The organism is Hyphomicrobium facile (assembly GCF_900116175.1).
Classification (GTDB): domain Bacteria; phylum Pseudomonadota; class Alphaproteobacteria; order Rhizobiales; family Hyphomicrobiaceae; genus Hyphomicrobium_B; species Hyphomicrobium_B facile.
Window position 1 is genome coordinate 252,728 of record NZ_FPCH01000001.1, and the last position, 19,344, is coordinate 272,071.

Sequence of the window (19,344 nt, forward strand, 5' to 3'; positions counted from 1 at the left end):
GCTGATCGTACAACCGGCGCGGCGCGGCGCCGCGGCCTCGCCAACAGCGTTGCGGCAGCGATCCACAACTATTCAAGTGTTTGGAAAGCCGGACATTTCGGGTCAAGCGACGTGCGCGGGTTTCCGGCTCGGCGAGGCCTTTCCCGGGAAGGCGCGCGGGCGCTTTTGTCCATTCCCGCACAAATCAGATCTCGCTTGTCCGGCGATTGAGAATTCGAATTCCGGAATTGCTTTTCCTGAGTATGGGAAAGGGGCGCGTTCTGGAATTGGCGCCGGCCTCCGCATTCTGAAACAAGTTGGAGGTCTTCGCGTACTCGATGCAGCTATCATGCGAGTTGCGTCGACTGCTCAAAACGACAACTTATCGCTTCGCGGTTCTCGTGACCCACTCAGTACATCCGCCGGAATTTCTAACGCATTTACAAGACATGTAAGCTTATGATCTAAGAACGCGAATTCGATTTGTCGAAACACTGCTGCGCGCTTGTTGGAATTGAGCCAAATTTCGGGTTCAGAGTGAACTTCCGCCGTGCAATACAGGTGTACAAGGCAGGACGTTATTTCGATGTCCGCCGGTGTGCGTTGCGTTTCGGGCGCGGCTCAAAGAGACGTTCATGAACAACGGGCTATTATACTTTGGCGGCCTTCTCGTCGTTGTTCTTGCGGCGCTTTTCGCTGTCCCGAATTTCGTTGACTGGAACGGTTACCGCGGCGTCTTCGAGGAAGAAGCATCGAAGGTACTCGGCCGTGACGTCCGCGTCGGCGGATCGGTCAACCTGAAGCTCCTTCCGGTTCCCTACGTTCGCTTCGAAAAGGTTCGTATCGCCAACTTGACCGGTCAGACGGGCGAGCCATTCGTCCGTGCCGAGAGCTTTACGATGTGGCTTTCGGGTCCGGCAATTCTTCGCGGTGTTCTGGAAGCGAGCCAGATTGAGCTCGACAAGCCGGTTCTAACGCTCGCCGTCGACGACGCCGGTGGCGGGAACTGGACCAATATCGAGCTGAAGGCCGGCGATATGCCGTTCGTGCCACATGACGTTGCGCTCCGGTCGGTGCGGCTCACCGAGGGCGCCGTTGCCATCTACAATGCGGCCGCGGAGCGCGTCGCCCTTATCGATGGCATCGACGGTGAGCTGTCTGCCGATGGTCTCAAGGGCCCATTTCGCTTCAAGGGCTCGGTGTCGTGGGCTGGGGCCGCCCATGATGTGAAATTCGCGACCGATGTTCCGAGCGCAGACGGGGCGTTCGCGCTCAAGGTGTCCGCGCGGGGCGATGACTCGCCGACCGTCTACATGCTGGACGGGCACGTTTCCGATTTGAGCAACAAGCCGACATTCAAAGGCCGGTGGACGGGGAAGATCGCAATTCCCGGCAGCGAAACGACCACGCCGCCCGGAAAGGCTCCGCCGCTGCTCGATCTCGTATCGGACGTGACGGCTGATCCCCTCGGCGCAAAGTTCGAGAAGCTCGCACTTTCGCTCGACGACACTGCCGCTCCGCAAACGATCACGGGATCGGCCGTCGCGACTTGGACAGCATCGCCCCGGCTCGATATTTCGCTGCAATCGAAATGGCTCGACATCGACAGGCTTGCGGGCGCCGGGCAGGGAAGCGCGTCCTTCGAGAAGCTCAAGCAACTTACCGGCGGATTGATGCAATCCGTTGCGGGTGACAGCACAGCGACGGCGAAGATCAGCCTCGAGCAGGTGAAGGTCGGCGGCGAAAACGCGGGTGGCCTGTCGATAGATGCGGTTCGGCAAGGCAATGTCACGCATCTCAAAACATTCAAGGTGAGCCTGCCCGGCGGGTCGCGGCTCGATCTCGCGGGCGACCTCAAGAACAACGCAGGTAAGTTCAGTTTCGCCGGAAATGCGTTCATCGGCGGAAGCAGTTTCGGGCGATTGAAAGCGTGGGCGGAGAAATCCGGGGTTCCGATCGATTTCAATGCCGATGGTTCTTATTCGGCAGCTGGCAAGCTCGAAGTCGACGATACGCATTTCGCGCTGACGGATGCCTCGGGAGATCTATCGGGGCGGGCGCTCGCAGGCGAACTCAAGATCTTGCGCGGAGACCGCCAGCAAACGGATTTGACGTTGCAGGCCGCCGATCTCGATACGCGTGAAGTTTTCCCGAAAATTGCTGCCGCTCTCGGCAGCGAATTCCGGCGGTCGCTCGGTCTTCAGAAATTGGAGGGCGCCGAAGATCCCCGCGCCGTGTTGCCGGGTGACGTGCGGCTCCGCCTTATCGCGAGCCGGCTGACGGATGGCGACACGACCTATCGGGATGTCGATGTCTCGTTCACGATCGAAAACCGGGAAATCAAGCTGCCGGTTGCGAGGCTGACCACGCAAAGCGGGCTTTCGATCGAACTCGAGGGACGTGTCGAGACGCGCGATAGCGGGCCTGCTGGCACGTTCGCTTTCGATCTCACTGGTGCGACGCCCGAGGCGATGCGCGACCTCGTCAGCAAGGCCGGGCTTGTGGCGGTGCTCGGCGAGGAGCGCTTCAAAGGCCTGAAGGACGGCAAAATCGCCGGGCTGATCCGGCTTGGTCTCAGGGCGCCCGGGGCGACAGACGTGACATTCGATGGAACGTTGAACGGGGCCCATCTCAACGGGACGGCGGAATTCGATGGCGGTCTCGCGGGCTGGCGCTCGCGGCCAAGCCGCATACGAACGGCGCTCGATGCGCCATCTTTGTCGTCGCTCCTGAAGACGCTCGGACGCGCGCCGGTCGGCGAGGCACAAGCGGCACAACCCGCTCGCGCGTCGATTGTCACTGTCGGGATCATCGGCGCAGACGCGGACGTGCGCGCCGACGTTTCGTCGTCCGATTTCAAACTAAGTTTCAATGGGCATTCGCAGTGGCCCGACAACGCGAATTTGGCGCTTGGCGGAACGCTGGATTTCAAGGCGGCGCAATTCACCGATGCGCTGGCAGCTGCGGGCGTTTCGCTGCCGAGCGGCGCCGAAAACGTGGCAGCGCGCGGTTCGCTCGATATCGGCCGGACTGGACCCGATTGGACGATTGCGACACGTGGCTTTTCCGTCGGCACGTCGACGCTTGCGGGTAATGTGACCGTGAAGCCCGATGCGGACGCGATGCGGATCGACGGTAAGCTCGAGACGGATCGCGTCGCTTTTCAGAGCCTGCTCGCAGCGGTGACCGACGCTCGGCCAGCGCCGCCTGCTTCGACGCCATCCGATGCGGCCGACGATGCCGCCGCCGACGCGCAACCGATTTGGCCCGAGGGACTATTCAATTTCGCGGCGCTGGGCAACACGAATGGGACGCTCAATATCGCGTTCAAATCTCTTGAACTGAGCGGCGGTCTCGCGGCGCACGATGGCCGGATGACGCTTACGCTCGCCCCCGGGAAGCTTGTGTTGAGCGATCTCAGCGCGGTGGCTGCGGGCGGACAGTTGAGCGGCAACGCCGGTCTCGAGAAGGTGTCGAACGGCGTCGCTTTCACTTCGACGCTGAAGCTCGATCAGGCGAAGCTGGCGACCATCAGCGCGGCCGGCAAAGGCACGGCGACGATCGATCTCCATGCGGAAGCACGGGCGCAAAGTCCGGCGGGTCTCGTCGCGGTCATGACGGGTGGGGGCACAGCAAGGCTTGCGGACGTCGAAGTTCCCGGCCCCTCGACGTCGACGGTCGCGCAGCTCGTCGACGATGTGCTCGGCGGAAAATTGCAAAACGAGCAGCGTGCGATATCGGCGGGTTTTGCGGGTGCGCTCAATAGTTCGAAGATGACGCTCGGCAACCGCGAACTCGCCCTGTCGATCTCCGATGGCTCGATCAAGCTCGAGAAGTTCGTTCTCGACAGCGCCGACGGCCAGGCGGAAGGAAACGTCACGGCCGACCTCGCAACGCTCGGCATGAACGCTGCGTTCCAACTTACGTCTGTCGTCAGACCGTTGCCGCCGCCCGCGATTCCGCTTGCCAATTGGACGCCGCCGCCACCGAAGGGAACGTTGCCTGCCGTCGTCGTGCTGTATGACGGCCAACTCGACAATCTCGCGGGCGTCACGGTCAAGACCGACGTTGCCAATCTTCAGCGTGAGCTGGTCGTCAGGCAGATGGAGCGCAACGTCGAAGAGCTTGAACAATCGCGGCGCGTCGATGAAGAGCGTGTTCGCCTCGAGAAGGAGCGCCGGAAGAAGCTTGCTGCCGAGCGCGCGGCGGCGCTCGAAGCCGCGAAGAAAAAGCAAATGGAACGATTGCCGCCGGTCATCCCAGAATCGGCCGGGACCGGGAACTCGTCGGCCCAGCCAGCGCTGCCGGACGTACCATCGGCGACGCCAGCTCAACCGCAACCGCCAGCGGCAGCCAGTCCCGGTGCTACTGCGCAGCCAGGCGCTCCATCCGATCAGCAGGCAGAGCCGCGAGATGCGGCTAAGCCCGCGGATGCCGGCACGGGCAATACCGTGTTGACGCCAAATATATCGATTGAGCCCATCGCGCCCGAAGGCGGGAGCGCCGGAGACCCCAACACCGCGACGGGCGCCGTCGTGATCGATCCGGTAACAGGCTTGCCCATTCCGAAGCCCGAGCCCGCGGTACGGCCCTCGACTGGGCGTTCGACCGGGGCCCAGAGGCAGCCACGGCGCACCTCTTCCGACGAGGTCATGAAGAGCTTAGGCGGCGGCTTCCAGTAGGCGCTTTTCGCTCAAGCTACGACGCGCTGCGCGACCGTCAGTTGTCGTCCATCTTGAGGGCGTTGATGAACGCCTCTTGAGGAATTTCGACCTTGCCGAATTCGCGCATCTTCTTCTTGCCGGCCTTCTGCTTGTCGAGCAGCTTTCTCTTACGTGAGATGTCGCCGCCGTAGCACTTGGCCAGCACGTCCTTCCGCAGAGCTTTGATCGTCTCGCGCGCAATGACCTTGGCGCCGATGGCGGCTTGAATCGGAATTTGGAAGAGGTGAGGAGGAATGAGCTCCTTCAACTTTTCGCACATCGAGCGGCCACGGCTCTCGGCGCGCGCGCGGTGCACGATGATCGAGAGCGCGTCGACGGGTTCGCTGTTGACGAGAATGGACAGCTTTACGAGGTCGCCTTCCTCGTAATTCTTGATGTGATAGTCGAACGACGCGTAACCGCGCGAGACGCTCTTCAGGCGGTCGTAGAAATCGAACACCACTTCATTGAGCGGCAGCTCGTAGACCACCATGGCGCGCGAGCCCGCGTAGGTGAGCTGTTTCTGACGGCCGCGGCGGTCCTGGCACAGCTTCAAGACGGCGCCGAGATAATCGTCGGGCACGAGGATGGTGGCTTCGATCCACGGTTCCTCGATGTGATCGATTTTGGAGATCTCCGGCATGTCGGCCGGATTGTGCATCTCGATGATCGAGCCGTCGTTCATATGCAAGTGATAGATGACGCTCGGCGCGGTCGTGATGAGATCGAGGTTGAACTCGCGCTCCAGACGCTCCGTGATGATCTCGAGATGCAAGAGCCCGAGGAAGCCGCAGCGGAAGCCGAAGCCCAACGCTGCCGAGCTTTCCGTTTCGAAGGAGAAGCTTGCGTCGTTCAGGCGAAGCCTGCCCATCGCCTCGCGCAGGTCTTCGAAATCGGCGGCGTCGACGGGGAAGAGGCCGCAGAAGACGACCGGTTGCGCCGGCTTGAAGCCGGGCAAGGCTTCAGCGGTCGGATTTTTTTCGTCCGTGATGGTATCGCCGACGCGGGTATCGGCAACCTCTTTGATGGCGGCGGTGAAGAAGCCGACCTCTCCGGGGCCAAGCTGCTCGAGCATTTCCTGTTTCGGACGGAAAATGCCGACGCGTTCCACCTGATAGCTGCCGTCCGTCGCCATCAACTTGACGCGCTGGCCCTTCTTCAAGGTGCCGTCGATAACGCGTGCGAGCACGATGACGCCGAGGTAGGCGTCGTACCAGCTGTCGATCAGCATCGCCTTCAACGGCTTCTTCGGGTCGCCTTTCGGGGGCGGCAGCCGCTCGACGACGGCTTCGAGCACGGCTTCGACGTTGAGCCCGCTCTTGGCGGAGACCCCGATCGCACCCGATGCGTCGATGCCGATCACGTCCTCGATCTGCTGCTTGACGCGATCCTCGTCGGCGGCCGGTAGGTCGATTTTGTTCAGAACGGGGAGAATCTCGAGGTTATTATCGAGCGCTTGATAAACGTTCGCGAGGGTCTGGGCTTCGACGCCCTGGCTCGCGTCAACGACGAGGATCGCCCCTTCGCAGGCGGCGAGCGACCGGGACACCTCGTAGGCGAAGTCGACGTGGCCGGGCGTATCCATCAGATTGAGCTGATAAAGCTCGCCGTTCTTCGCCCGGTAATCGAGGCGGACGGTCTGGGCCTTGATCGTGATGCCACGCTCGCGCTCGATGTCCATCGAGTCGAGGATCTGCTCCTTCATTTCACGATTTGAGACGTTGCCGCAAAGCTGGATCAGCCTGTCGGAAAGCGTCGACTTGCCGTGATCAATGTGGGCGATGATCGAGAAATTTCGGATGTGTGAAATGGCTGTCATGGGCGGGGCTCATAGCACCCGGAACTGACCGGCAAAAGGGGCGTTAAGCCACTGAGGGGATTATCGGGGCTGCGCGATCGCCGCATCGTCGATATAACTGGCGGGAGGACTGGCGGTGTGCGAGAAAACCCATCGCGCCCTTTGTGCTCCCCCGGCGCCCTTGGAGATCCGATATGGCGAATTCATCGTTCGAGGCGAACCCCGCTTTTACCAAGCTCGGGGAAGATGCAAAGAAGGCTGTTTTGCAGGCGTTCGACGCCATGGCCGACTGGCGGGCGGAGCTTGCCGAACTTGGCGAGAAAAACAGCAATGCCGTCTTCGACAAGATGGCGGAGGCGGCCAAAGCTCTCGGCTGGCCGACTGATTTCGTCGAATTGAGCCGCAAGCAGATGCAAAGCGCCTCCAAGCTGCAGCTACAGGCCGTGGACCAGGTTATGGACGTCTGGGAAAAGCAGGTGAAGGCGCTCGGCAATGCCGGGCAGGCGCCGGGCTTCCCGACGTTCCCGAACTTTCCGAACGTACCTGGGTTCGGAGCCGGGTCCGGCTTCCCAGGGTTCTCGGCGACGAATGGCGGAGCTTTTCCCGACTTTGGCGGCGGGGCCGTCAATCCGATCCAGTTCTGGATGCAGGCCGCGGAGATGTGGCAGAAGGGTTGGCAGCAGGCGATGTCCACATGGGTGGATACCCAGCAGCAGGCGATGGGCGGCAAGCCATCGGGCGGTAAAGGCAACTCGCGCTAATGCGCTGAACTCGCCTCGCAATTCGCGAATCCTACAGAGTTTCAAGGCGTCGATCCGTGTAGGGCCGACGCCTTTTTCATGCGTATCTTTTTCATGCGTATATCGCAACGCCGCAACTTTTCGTGGTGTCGCCACCGTTGCGGCGGCGTCTCGCTGTGGCTATCGTCCCCGGCGTTAAATGTCGCACGCGGAGCGAAGAGTTTCGCACAAAAATAAAAAACAAATGCTGCGCGGAACATTGCTCCGCGCAAGAACGGGGAACGCTCTATGACGATGTCGAGTCCGGCTTCAGCACCGGCTGCAACAAGCACATTTGGACGCGATTTTCTCGCATCCATCGTCGTATTTCTGGTGGCCCTGCCATTGTGCATGGGCATCTCGATCGCGTCGGGCTTGCCTCCCACGACGGGCATCATCACAGGGATCGTCGGCGGTATCATCGTTGCGGCGATCTCCGGTCAGCCACTGCAGGTCAGCGGACCGGCCGCGGGTCTTACAGTTCTCGTCTATATGCTCGTCCAAGAGCATGGCGCCGCGATGCTCGGGACGATCGTGCTTTTCGCCGGACTCATTCAGATCGTGGCGGGCTATATGAAGCTCGGCCAATGGTTTCGCGCCGTCTCGCCGGCCGTCATTCACGGTATGCTCGCCGGCATCGGTGTGCTGATCTTCGCCTCGCAGTTTCACGTCATGTTCGACGGCAAGCCGCTCGGCAGCGGGGTGCAGAACCTTATCGGGATTCCGGCAGCCTTTCTCGACGCGATACGCGGTGGCGACGCACGTCAAACGGCCGGGCTCGTCGGGCTTCTGACGATCGTCACGATTGTCGGGTGGAGTTCTTACGCGCCCAAATCCCTGAAGCTGGTGCCGGCGCCGCTCGTCGGCGTTGTCGTTGCGGTGGTCGCAGCCAAATTCCTCGGTTTGGACGCCATCAAGTTCGTCGATGTTCCGAGCAACATCTGGGAGTGGTCGCTCCAGATGTATCCGACCACCGACAAGCTCTTCCGCATCACGGAGCCCGCAATCCTGATTGGAGCGATTTCGATCGCCTTCATCGCCAGCGCCGAGACGCTTCTCTGCGCGACGGCCGTCGATCAGATGCACACGGGGCCTCGCACAAAATACGATAAGGAGCTTTTTGCGCAGGGCGTCGGAAACTCGATCTGCGGCGTGCTCGGCGTGTTGCCGATGACGGGTGTCATCATTCGATCGGGCGCAAACGTTGCGGCCGGAGCGCAAACGAAGTGGTCGGCCATTCTGCATGGCGTTTGGCTTTTGCTTCTTGTCGCGTTCTTTCCAGCGGTTTTGAAGCTCATTCCGCTTTCCGCGCTCGCAGCCGTTCTCGTCTATACGGGCTACAAGCTCGCCTATCCGAAGATCGTGCCGACGTTGCGAACCTATGGATGGGCTGAAGTCGCGATCTACGCGATCACAGTCATCACGATCGTGCTGACGAACCTGTTGGATGGCGTGCTCGTCGGGCTTGGACTATCGCTCCTGAAGCTCGTTTACGCGTTCTCGCATCTCGAGATCACGAAAGAGGAAGGGCCGGACAATCGGGTCGATCTGCACCTCAAAGGTTCGGCGACACTCGTTCGATTGCCGATGCTGGCGTCCGCTCTCGAGGCGCTGAAGCCCGGTGCGAACGTTCACGTGCATATCGGAGATCTCGATTACATCGATCACGCGTGCATCGATCTGTTGTCGAACTGGGATCGACAGCATGGGTTGAGCGGCGGCTCACTTTCGATCGAGTGGGACGCGCTCAAGAACAAGTATCAGCAACGCAGCGGCAACGCGTACGAGCGGGCCGCCGCGAAAGAGAGTGCTGCCGGGGCGGCGGCGGCTGCGAACCCCGCGTGAGCTGAGGTTCGGCGATCAGGGAGCGGTCTGCGCTCCCTGCGATATCAACAGGGGGGCGGCGCGCGGAGAGCGTGCCGCTTGCCCAATGGACCATTTCCCTCTAGATTAGAATTATTCTAATTCTAGGGTGTGGTTCATGCGAAAGTTCGGCGATCTTGATCAGCGCGAAATCCTGGCGCTTGCGATCTCACTCGAGGAAGAGCACGGCCGCATCTATGCCGATTATGCGGCGGGCCTCAGCGCCGACTATCCGGCGTCGGCGAAAATCTTCTCCGAACTCGGAGAAGAGGAAAACGAGCACCGCCGCTGGCTGATCGATCTCTTCCGCCGCAAGTTCGGCGACCATATTCCGCTCATCCGTCGCCAGGACGTGTCCGGTTTCGTCCGGCATGATCCGATCTGGATGGTCCGGCCGCTCGGCATCGAGAAGGTGCGGCGGCAGGCCGAGCAGATCGAGGCGGAGACGCGGAGTTTCTACCAATCTGCACTGGCGCGTGCGTCGGACGCCGAAATCCGCAAGCTTCTCGGCGATCTGATTGCTGCGGAAAACGAGCACATTGAAATCGCGCACGACGTTGCGGCCGTCGAGCTGACGGACAAAGCGAAAATGCGTGAGGCCCATGCCGCGCGCCGCTCGTTTGTGCTCAAGTATGTGCAGCCCGGACTGACGGGTCTGATCGACGGCTCGATCTCGACCCTCGCGCCGATCTTTGCGGCGGCCTTCGCGACGCATAACACTTGGCAGACATTTCTGGTCGGCATCGCTGCTTCGGTCGGCGCCGGCATATCGATGGCGTTTGCGGAAGCGCTTTCCGACGACGGGGAGATCTCTGGGCGCGGCCATCCGTGGCTGCGCGGCTCGGTCACAGGGCTGATGACCGCACTTGGCGGCATCGGACACACGCTTCCTTATCTCATTCCCGATTTTTGGACCGCGACGACAATCGCTGTCAGCGTGGTGTTCATCGAGCTTTGGATCATTGCCGGAATACGCTCCCAGTTCAGTGAGACGAAGTTCTGGAGAGCGGCTTCGGAAGTCGTCGTCGGCGGCCTGATCGTGTTTATGGTGGGCATCCTGATCGGCAGCGCGTAGATAGGACGCCGGGAAGGCCTCACTGAAGCCATAGTCTCTTGACGCTTTGCTCGCTGCTGGCAAAAGTGCCGGCGCCCATCAACGGCCGAAGGCATCTCATGCGCGCAGGTTTTCTCGTTTTCACGGTGGCATCCCTCATGCTGGCGGGTCTTTCTGCGACTGCCAATGCGGAAAGCGCGCCGCCCCCGCCACCCAACAAGCGCAATTGCCAGAACACGGTGCCGTTCAACACATGGCTCGCCGATTTCAAGCGCGAGGCGATCGCCGAAGGCATTCGTCCGGAGATCATCGAGGAAACGATCGGCGGCATGACGCCTGATCAGGGGACGATCAGCCGCGACCGGAAGCAGGGCTTCTTCTCGCAGACGTTCATCGAATTCTACTTCAAGCTCGCCACCAAGGGCCGCGAGCAGATGGGCCGCACGTACCTGCAGCGTTATGCCGACATATTCGACCGCGCCGAGAAGGAGTTCGGCATTCCGGGCGCGGTTATCACCGGGTTCTGGGCGCTCGAAAGCGACTTTGGTGCTGGAATGGGTAAGCTGCCCGTTCTGCACTCGCTCGTGACTTTGGCGTGGGATTGCCGTCGCGGCGATATGTTTCGCGAAGAGCTGAAAGCCGCGATGAAGATCGTCCAGCGCGGTGACCTTACTCCCGATCAGATGATTGGCTCATGGGCGGGTGAACTCGGCCAGACGCAGTTCCTGCCGCGCCACTATCTCAACCTCGGTATCGATTACGACGGCGACGGGCGCGTCGATCTTATTCGCAGCAATGCCGACGTCATCGGATCGACGGCGAAATTCCTGTCGGAGATGGGTTGGCGCCGCGGCGAGCCGTGGATCGAGGAAGTGCGCCTCACAAAGGAACTGCCGTGGGATAAGGCCGATCTCGCGATCCAGCTGCCGCGCTCGCAATGGGCGGCGTGGGGCGTTCAAGCTGTCGGCAGCAAACAGCTCCCGGCGGATGGTCTTCAGGCTTCGCTGCTGCTGCCGATGGGCCGCAACGGCCCGGCGTTTCTCGCCTACCAGAACTTCCACGTTTACACGGATTGGAACCAGTCGCTGACCTACGCGATGACGGCGGCGCATCTCGCTGCGCGCATGGCGGGCGCACCGAACCTCAAACGCGAGAGCGGCAGCGTGGTCTCGCTGAGCTACGAGCAGCTGAAAGAGCTGCAAAGCCTTCTAAAGCGTCGCGGCTTCGATGTAGGCGAGATCGACGGCAAGCTCGGCGCCGGTACGCGCAAGGCCGTCAAGGAAATGCAGATGAAGTTCGGTCTGCCAGCCGACAGCTATCCGACGGCGGAGCTGCTGACGGCGCTGCGCGGCCGCAGCTAGAACTCGTTTGCTTTAAATGAATTACGCCGGCTGCTCGTTGAGCGGCCGGCGTAATCGTATTCCGTCACAGAAATTCGTGCCGCTTTCGCGAGCCTAGTGCAGCTTGACCTGCGGTTCGGTGCGGCGCGTGAGTATGCGCGAGAGCGTGTCGAGCGCGACCTTGATATAGCCGTGCAGCGCGACTTCGTGCATCTTGTATAGCGACCGATACATCATCTTGGCGAACCAGCCTTCGATGCGCAGCGACTTGCCTTCGATGAAGCCCATCAGGTTGCCGACGGTCGAATATTTGCCGAGCGAAACCAGCGAGCCGAAGTCGCGATATTTGAACGGCGCGAGGTCCGTCGCGCCATTCATGCGGCGCTGGATCTGTTTGACGAGATGGCTCGCTTCCTGGTGAGCCGCCTGAGCGCGGGGAGGGATCGGCGCGGTTTCACCGTCGGGCAGCAGATACGCCGCATCGCCGATGACGAAGATGTTGTCGTCGCGCGTCGTCTGCAACGTCGGCTTGACGACCAGCGTGTTCATGCGGCTGACTTCAAGACCGTCGAGCTTCGATAAGACATTCGGGCCTTTGACGCCCGCAGCCCAAACGACGAGCTCCGACGGAATGAACTCGCCGTTGGCGAGCGTTACGCCTTCTGCGGTGACTTTGGTGACCGGACTGCCGACGCGGATATCGACGCCGATGCCGCTCAGAATGTCTGCGGTAGCTTGCGAAAGACGCTCGGGAAGGGCGGGCAAGATGCGCGGCGCCGCTTCAATCAGCGTGATCTTAAAGTCTTTTTCCGGATCGAGCTTATCGAGTCCGAATTCGATCAGGCCGCGAGCCGCATGGTGCAGCTCTGCCGAAAGCTCCGAGCCCGTTGCGCCGGCTCCGATGATCGCGACATGGAGCTGGCCGTCCCTGACAGGGCCGGGCTGCGCGTAGGCGCGAACGCAGGCGTTCAACAGGCGCCTGTTGAAGCGCTCCGCCTGCTCCGGCGTGTCGAGCATGATTGCATGCTCCAACACGCCCGGCGTGCCGAAATCATGCGATACGCTGCCGATGGCGATGACGAGCGTGTCGTAGGGAAACCAACGGTCCGGCGTGATCTCGCGGCCGTCCTCGTCGTAGGTGGCGGCGAGGTGCACGCGCTTGTTGGCGCGGTCGAGGCCGATCATTTCGCCGTAGCGATAACGAAATCCGTGCCAGTGGCCCTGCGCCTGATAGGACAGTTCGTGGCGTCCGGTATCCATGCTGCCTGCCGCGATCTCGTGCAGGAGCGGTTTCCAAATGTGCGTGCGCGCACGGTCGACGAGCGTAATTTCTGCCTTGCCGGACCGGCCGAGCTTTCTGCCGAGCTGTGTCGCGAGTTCCAGTCCGCCCGCGCCACCTCCGACGATGACGATACGATAGGGCTGCTTTTCGACGGTGCCTTTGTCTGGCGATGTAGCGGGAACCTGCAAATTCATATTGGCCTCATGCGCAAAGTCATGACGGCGGCATCAGGAACGCAAGTCGCCGCCGGTCGCCTTCTTAACATCCGTTACTATTTTTTTGGTTATCGTTTCGATCGCCTGATCGGTCAGCGTTTCCGTCGCAGGCTGGATCGTTATTTCTATGGCGATGGATTTCTTGCCTTCGGCAGCGAGACTGCCGCCTTCGAAAACGTCGAACACGTTGACGGAACGGATCAACGCCTTGTCGGCGTTTGCCGCGGCTTTTACCACATCTCCGGCGGCGACGTCCTTCGGCACGATGAATGCCAGGTCGCGCGTGAGGGGCAACAGATCGGACGCTGCAAGCGGCGGCTTCGCGCGAGATTTCTTCTTCTCCGGCGGCAGGGCGTCGAGGAAGATCTCGAAAGCGGAAACGGGGGCTTCAACGTCGAGCGCCTTGAGCGTCGCGGGGTGAATTTCGCCGAAGTAGGCGAGCACGGTTTTCGGGCCGAGCTTGAGCGCGGCTGAACGGCCCGGATGGTACCAAGCCGGGGCATCGCGCGTGATCTGCGCTTTCGAAGGGTCGAGCCCGAGCGCGGAAAGCGCGGCGAAGACATCGGCTTTAACGTCGAAGACGCCGACGGGATTGGCGTTGCCGTCCCAGTGCCGCCCCGCGCCCGTCAGGCCCGCCGTTCCGGCGCGCACACCGGCGGCGCTCGCATATTGATCCTCGGGCCGCTCGCCGCGGTAGGCTTGGCCGAGCTCGAAAAGCGCGACATCGGCAATGCCGCGATTGCGGTTGCGCGTCACTGCGGTCAGCAGGCCAGGGAGCAATCCCGGACGCATCGACGACATTTCGACGGAGATGGGGTTTCCAAGATCGAGGGCCGGCGCACCGCCGCCGAAATGGACGGCTTGCTCTTTCGGAATGAAGCTCCACGTCACGGCTTCGACGAAGCCGCGGGCGGCAAGCAAGCGGCGTCCGCGACGGGCACGCTTCTGCTTTTCGGTGAGGACGGCGCGGGCAATTCCGTCAGCGCGCGGCAGGGGCGTCGCCGGGATGCGGTCGAGACCGGCAATGCGGACGACCTCTTCGACGAGGTCGGCAGTGCCATGGACGTCAGGACGCCAGGTTGGAACGGTGACTTTTGCGGCGTTCGGCTTGCCATCGATGGTGAAGCCTAGCGCTTTCAGCGTGTCCGAGATCTCGTCGTTCGAGATCTTCACGCCCGAGAGCTTTTCGATGCGCGCGAAATCGAAAGAGATGACACGGTTTTCGATTGGCTCTTTGCCCGCGATCTTTGCCTTCGTCGGCTCGCCACCGCAGAACTTCAGGATCATATCCGTCGCGAGATCGAGGCCGGGGCGCACCGACGCCGGATCGACGCCGCGCTCGAAGCGATACCGGGCGTCCGTTTGCAGGCCGACCTTTCGGCCCGTCGCCGCCGTGCGGAGCGGATCGAAATAGGCGCTCTCGATGAAGACGTCGGTCGTCGTCTCGGTCGAGCCCGAGGCTTCGCCGCCCATGATGCCGCCGAGGCCGAGCGGACCAGAGTCATCGGCGATGACGCACATCGTGTCGTCGACTGCGTGCTCTTTGTCGTCGAGGCCGAGGAACTTCTCGCCTGCTTTGCCAAGACGGGCGCGAATGGCGCCCTTCAGCTTGGCCGCATCATAGACGTGCAGAGGACGTCCACGATCGAGCGAGATATAATTCGTGACGTCGACCAGCGCGTTGATCGGGCGGAGGCCAGCTGCCTTCAACCGCGCCTGCATCCATGCTGGCGACGGTCCGTTCTTGACGCCTTTGACCAAGCGTCCGGCGAATACCGGGCAGGCGTTCGCGGTCTCCTTGGTGAAGTCCAGCTCGATGTCGATCGGGCATTCGGCCTTGCCTTCGACAGGCCCAAGCTTCGGCTCAGGCTTCAGCTTGCCCATGCCTGCCGCCGCAAGATCGCGCGCGATGCCGCGAACGCCGGTGCAGTCGGGGCGGTTCGGTGTCAGTTTGACTTCGATGATGGGATCATTGAGGCCGACGACATCGATATAGCGGGCGCCGACGTTATCGGCCCATTCCGCGGGCAGATCGAGAATGCCGTCGCTTTCCTCGGAGAGTTCGAGCTCGGCGGCGGAGCACATCATGCCATTCGAGACGACGCCGCGAACGGGCTTTTTCTCGAGCGTGATTTTCGAGCCTGGAATGTACGTTCCGAGCGGTGCGAAGACGGAGACCATGCCAGGGCGCGCGTTCGGTGCGCCGCAGACGACTTCCATCAGCGGCTCGCCTTTGGCGACCTCGACCTGGACGATCTGCAACTTATCCGCGTTCGGATGTTTTTTGGCTTCGACGATGCGCGCGACCTTGAAGGCGCCGAGCGACTTCGCCGGGTCTTCGATGCCTTCGACCTCGAGCCCGATCGCGGACAGCGTCGTCGCGATCTCGTCGACGGATTTCTCCGTATCGAGGTGGTCCTTCAGCCAAGAGAACGTGAATTTCATTTCGCAGGTCTCGTACGCAGAATTCCCCTCCCGAGCGGGGAGGGGGTAGGGGTGGGGCGAAGCAGTCGGACGGTCATAGCGGTTTCATTCCTGTTTCACCACCGCTCCCAATGCGGCCAGAACTTCCAAGACGACTCCGTCAAGATGGTCCGTAACGTCTCCGTTTCCGATCCGCAGCACGCGGTATCCAAGCCATTGGAGCCGTGCGTCGCGCATAGCATCCGATCGACTGTTTTCCGGCAATTGATGCTGCGCTCCGTCGACCTCAATAATCAATTTCTGGGAGAGGCACGCAAAATCAACGATGAAGCCTTCGATCGGATGCTGCCTCCGAAAGTGATAGCCGGAGGCGCGAAGTTTACGCAGTTCGTTCCAAAGCCGTTTTTCCGAAGAAGTGGGAGTCTCGCGGAGATTGCGCGCGATCTCGTTGACCATTCGCCTGCGTCCTCACCCCACCCCAGCCCCTCCCCTGAGGGGAGGGAAAGCGTTGGCCGATGAATTATTTCCAACCTCACGTCGACAGCCCGCCGCCGAGAGTCGGCACGTCGAGCATCGAAAAGCCGTAGTGGCTCAGCCACTTCAAATCGCCGGAGAAGAACGAGCGCAGATCGGGGATGCCGTATTTCAGCATCGTCAGCCGGTCGAGGCCGACGCCGAATGCGAAGCCTTGATACTTCTCGGGATCGAGACCGCAGTTCCGAAGCACGTTCGGGTGCACCATTCCGCAGCCCAGAATTTCGAGCCATTGGCCGGGCTTGCCGATCGCTTCGGCGCCGATATCGACTTCCATCGAAGGCTCGGTGAATGGGAAGTGCGACGCGCGGAAGCGCATCTTCACTTCATCGACCTCGAAGAACGCCTTGCAGAATTCCTGCAGCACCCATTTCAGGTGGCCCATGTGGGTCGACTCGTCGATGACGAGGCCTTCGACCTGATGGAACATCGGCGTGTGCGTCTGGTCGCTGTCCATGCGGTAGACGCGGCCCGGCGCGATGATGCGGATCGGCGGCTTTTGCGCGACCATCGTGCGGATCTGCACGGGGCTCGTATGCGTGCGGAGCAGCAGTCGCGAGCCGTCGGGTTTCGGCGCGAAATAGAAGGTGTCGTGGTCCTGGCGCGCGGGATGCTCGGCCGGGATGTTGAGCTTGTCGAAGTTCATCTCGTCGGTCTCGATGTCCGGACCTTCGGCAACCGAGAAGCCCATATCGGCGAAAATCTCTACGACTTCGTCGAGGACCTGGCTGACGGGATGAATGCGGCCTTCCGCAACGGGGCCGAGGCGAACCGGCAACGTGACGTCGGCGCGCTCGGTCTTGAGGCGCTCGTCGAGAGCTGCCGTTTCAAGCACCGCTTTGCGGGCGTCGAGCGCGTCGGAGACTTTCGTTTTCAGCGTATTGACGGTCTGGCCGAAGTTCTTGCGCTCTTCAGGCGGGAGCGAGCCGAGTTTGCTCATCAGCTCGGACACTCGGCCCTTCTTGCCGAGGGCCGATACGCGGACGGCGTCGAGCGATGCCAGATCACCGGCGCCGGCAATCTCGGCCAGTAGGTCTTTTTCGAGGACTGCGAGGTCGTTAGCGCCGCTCATAGAAATCTCCTTGAGCCGGAACCCAACATTCTTTTCCCCAGATCACCCCTCCCCTCAGGGGAGGGGCTGGGGTGGGGTGAGGATCCAGGCGCATGGCTAGCGGCGAAACTCCACTATTGTGCCAGGAACTTGCATTGCGCCCGCTCGGTTGTGTGGCTTCTCCCCACCCCTGACCCCTCCCCGCCGGGGAGGGGATGAAGGAATGGTCGGCAGCGGGACCGGTCGGAAAACCGAGCGCGAAGTGGCGGATTAAGCCGCCTTCTTGACCTTGTCCTGGTCGGCCTTGGCGACCGGCGAGCTGGCAGCTGCCGCAGCCTTGTCGACGAGAGCCTTGAAGCCCGCCGGATCGTTGATCGCGATATCCGACAGAACCTTGCGATCGACCTCGATGCCGAGGTTCGTCAGGCCGTTGATGAAGCGCCCGTAGGTCAGGCCGTGCTCGCGGACAGCGGCGTTGATGCGCTGGATCCAGAGCGCGCGGAAATTGCGCTTGCGACGCTTGCGATCGCGATAGGCATACTGCTGCGATTTCTCGACAGCCTGCTTGGCGACGCGGATCGTATTCTTGCGACGGCCATAAAAGCCCTTCGCGGCCTTGATTACTTTCTTGTGCTTGGCGTGGGCGGTGACGCCACGTTTGACGCGAGCCATGGGAGAAAACTCCTGGAATTAGTGCTTCAAGAAGAAAGAGATTTCATTCGGGGCTTGGCGCTCCCTGAAGGGAGCCGGCCGCAAGCACCGGCGAGATCTCAGCGGTTGTAGGGCATGTATTTCTTGACGATCTTCGCGTCAGAATCGTTCAGCACGCCTGTGCCGCGCGCCTTCTGAATGAATTTCGCCGTGCGCTTGATCATGCCGTGACGCTTACCGGCCTGGGCTGCAACAACCTTGCCCGTGCCGGTCATCTTGAAGCGCTTTTTGGCGCCGCTCTTGGTCTTCATCTTAGGCATTTTGCTTGTCCTTAGTTCTCGCTCACGGGCCCGCCGGATGCTCGCGCTGGCGCGCTTCACATCCTGGCCCTCCGCGGGGGGCGGCGCTCGGCGCCGGGCCGCCTTGCGGCCCCGGACCAAAAGGTCCGAAGTGCGGAGGCGAGCTTGGAGGCGCTCAAATGCCCTGGCTCGTTTCCGAGCCGAAGTGCCGGTGCATTGCTGCTCCAGCACTCTCAGCCGTTGCGAAACGGCTGGTCCTGCGAAGGGTGCTTTTTGCGGTTTCCGCTTGTTTTTCAAAAGCATAAGAACCGCCACGGCATGCCTCGCCGGGCGGCTCTGAGCGGGGTTATAGGGGAGGCATCGGGAATTCGCAACATTTTCGGTAGCGTTGCGAAAAAAGCAACGCGCGGAAGGATTTCGCAGGAGACCCGCGAAATTCTCATTAGTTACATTAGAACTAATTACAGGGTTAATACGTTGTTAAGTGCGCCAATGCGCGAGGGGAGACGGGCCGTGAAGCAGATCATCGATCAGATCGTCAATTTGCTGCAACAGGGCATCACGGCCATTTTCAAGTTCGTCGAACTCGTCTGGCAGTGGTCGTTCGGTCAGATGTTCGAGATCTTTCAATCGAACTGGCAGGCTCTGCCGGTTTGGAAAATCGCAATTCTGGCGGTCGTCGTCATCGCCATCATCTACGTGCTTTACAAGGGCTTCTTCCAGCTCTGGGCGGCGGCGGAACAGATCTTCAAGGCGTTCGTCGAACTGCTGATGGTGCTCGTTTCCATCCTGCCGTACGTGCTGATCGCGGGCCTGATCGCAGCGGGCGGAAGCTACATCATTCAGCACGTGAATTTCTAAGCGGGATCTAGCTCGACGATACCGATTGCAATTCGGTTTCCGCGGCGGCGGGAGCGTTCGTGTTCTTGCTGAACACGACGCGGCTACGGACGTAGTAGAGCGACACGAAGCAGATCAGCACCGAGATCGTTTTCCCGTCGATCGGCGGGAGATTCATTTCGTGCACCGTCACCCAGATCACGCCCGCCGTCAGCAGAAGACCGAGGAACGATGTCCCTGCGAATTCCATGAACACGCGATGAGCGGATTTGTGCGACATGTCGTGATTGAAGACGAAGGTCCTCGTCAGGGCGTAGTTCACGACCATTCCGACTGAATACGCGATGACGCTTTGCAGAATAGGCAGTCCGAAGACGTAAGTGAGCGAGAGAAAGATCGCGTAATCGACGACGGTCGAACCCAGGTTAACGCCAATGTAGAGAAGGGCGTGACGAACCTTGGGATGCATTTCGAAGCCTTTTTGCGACTGATGGGCGGACGATGCGATACCTGAAGCGGACTGACAAGCGAA

Annotated in this window: 14 protein-coding genes; 6 read left to right on the top strand and 8 right to left on the bottom strand. The window is 61.2% G+C overall.

The genetic code is table 11. From position 1 onward, the window contains the following. Nucleotides 1-614 precede the first annotated feature (614 nt). Nucleotides 615-4,661: an AsmA family protein gene (locus tag BM399_RS01220; RefSeq protein ID WP_092866079.1), complete on the top strand. Its 4,047-nt coding sequence runs from the start codon at nucleotides 615-617 to the stop codon at nucleotides 4,659-4,661. Nucleotides 4,662-4,698: 37 nt separating this feature from the next. Here the strand turns inward: BM399_RS01220 and lepA are convergent, their stop codons facing one another. Continuing rightward, nucleotides 4,699-6,501, bottom strand: coding sequence for a translation elongation factor 4 (gene lepA / locus BM399_RS01225; RefSeq protein ID WP_092863100.1), 1,803 nt, complete (start codon nucleotides 6,499-6,501; stop codon nucleotides 4,699-4,701). 173 nt (nucleotides 6,502-6,674) lie between these two features. Here lepA and BM399_RS01230 point away from each other — a divergent pair, with 173 nt between their 5' ends. From BM399_RS01230 to BM399_RS01245, 4 genes are all read left to right on the top strand, one after another. Then, a complete protein-coding gene (locus BM399_RS01230) occupies nucleotides 6,675-7,241 on the top strand; it encodes a hypothetical protein (protein ID WP_092863103.1) in 567 nt (188 codons plus the stop codon). Nucleotides 7,242-7,508: 267 nt separating this feature from the next. Further along, nucleotides 7,509-9,104 carry a SulP family inorganic anion transporter gene (locus BM399_RS01235; RefSeq protein WP_244531019.1) on the top strand — a complete coding sequence of 532 codons (1,596 nt, stop codon included), beginning with the start codon at nucleotides 7,509-7,511 and terminating at the stop codon, nucleotides 9,102-9,104. Between the two features lie 136 nt (nucleotides 9,105-9,240). After that, on the top strand, nucleotides 9,241-10,197 hold the full coding sequence (mbfA, locus tag BM399_RS01240) for an iron exporter MbfA (RefSeq protein ID WP_092866085.1): 957 nt from the start codon (nucleotides 9,241-9,243) through the stop codon (nucleotides 10,195-10,197). Nucleotides 10,198-10,295: 98 nt separating this feature from the next. After that, nucleotides 10,296-11,537 (top strand): lytic murein transglycosylase, encoded by a 1,242-nt coding sequence (locus tag BM399_RS01245; protein WP_092866088.1) that lies wholly within the window; start codon nucleotides 10,296-10,298, stop codon nucleotides 11,535-11,537. Between the two features lie 93 nt (nucleotides 11,538-11,630). Here the strand turns inward: BM399_RS01245 and BM399_RS01250 are convergent, their stop codons facing one another. The 6 genes from BM399_RS01250 to rpmI all read right to left on the bottom strand — a co-directional run bounded on the left by BM399_RS01250 (nucleotide 11,631) and on the right by rpmI (nucleotide 17,993). Next, nucleotides 11,631-12,992, bottom strand: coding sequence for an NAD(P)/FAD-dependent oxidoreductase (locus BM399_RS01250; protein ID WP_092863106.1), 1,362 nt, complete (start codon nucleotides 12,990-12,992; stop codon nucleotides 11,631-11,633). 33 nt (nucleotides 12,993-13,025) lie between these two features. Continuing rightward, nucleotides 13,026-15,458, bottom strand: a complete 2,433-nt coding sequence (gene pheT / locus BM399_RS01255; protein WP_092863109.1) for a phenylalanine--tRNA ligase subunit beta — start codon at nucleotides 15,456-15,458, stop codon at nucleotides 13,026-13,028. An 84-nt stretch (nucleotides 15,459-15,542) separates the two neighbouring features. Next, a complete protein-coding gene (locus BM399_RS01260; protein ID WP_092863112.1) occupies nucleotides 15,543-15,893 on the bottom strand; it encodes an endonuclease domain-containing protein in 351 nt (116 codons plus the stop codon). A 76-nt stretch (nucleotides 15,894-15,969) separates the two neighbouring features. After that, nucleotides 15,970-17,043 (bottom strand): phenylalanine--tRNA ligase subunit alpha, encoded by a 1,074-nt coding sequence (gene pheS / locus BM399_RS01265; protein ID WP_092863115.1) that lies wholly within the window; start codon nucleotides 17,041-17,043, stop codon nucleotides 15,970-15,972. 249 nt (nucleotides 17,044-17,292) lie between these two features. Then, a complete protein-coding gene (rplT, locus tag BM399_RS01270) occupies nucleotides 17,293-17,694 on the bottom strand; it encodes a 50S ribosomal protein L20 (RefSeq protein ID WP_045837307.1) in 402 nt (133 codons plus the stop codon). 98 nt (nucleotides 17,695-17,792) lie between these two features. Next, nucleotides 17,793-17,993, bottom strand: coding sequence for a 50S ribosomal protein L35 (gene rpmI / locus BM399_RS01275; protein WP_015596609.1), 201 nt, complete (start codon nucleotides 17,991-17,993; stop codon nucleotides 17,793-17,795). Nucleotides 17,994-18,485: 492 nt separating this feature from the next. Between rpmI and BM399_RS01280 the strand changes: the two genes are divergently transcribed. Beyond that, nucleotides 18,486-18,833, top strand: a complete 348-nt coding sequence (locus BM399_RS01280; RefSeq protein WP_092866091.1) for a hypothetical protein — start codon at nucleotides 18,486-18,488, stop codon at nucleotides 18,831-18,833. Nucleotides 18,834-18,840: 7 nt separating this feature from the next. Here BM399_RS01280 and BM399_RS01285 read toward each other — a convergent pair whose 3' ends face one another. Next, nucleotides 18,841-19,281: a GtrA family protein gene (locus tag BM399_RS01285; RefSeq protein ID WP_092866094.1), complete on the bottom strand. Its 441-nt coding sequence runs from the start codon at nucleotides 19,279-19,281 to the stop codon at nucleotides 18,841-18,843. Nucleotides 19,282-19,344 lie beyond the last annotated feature (63 nt).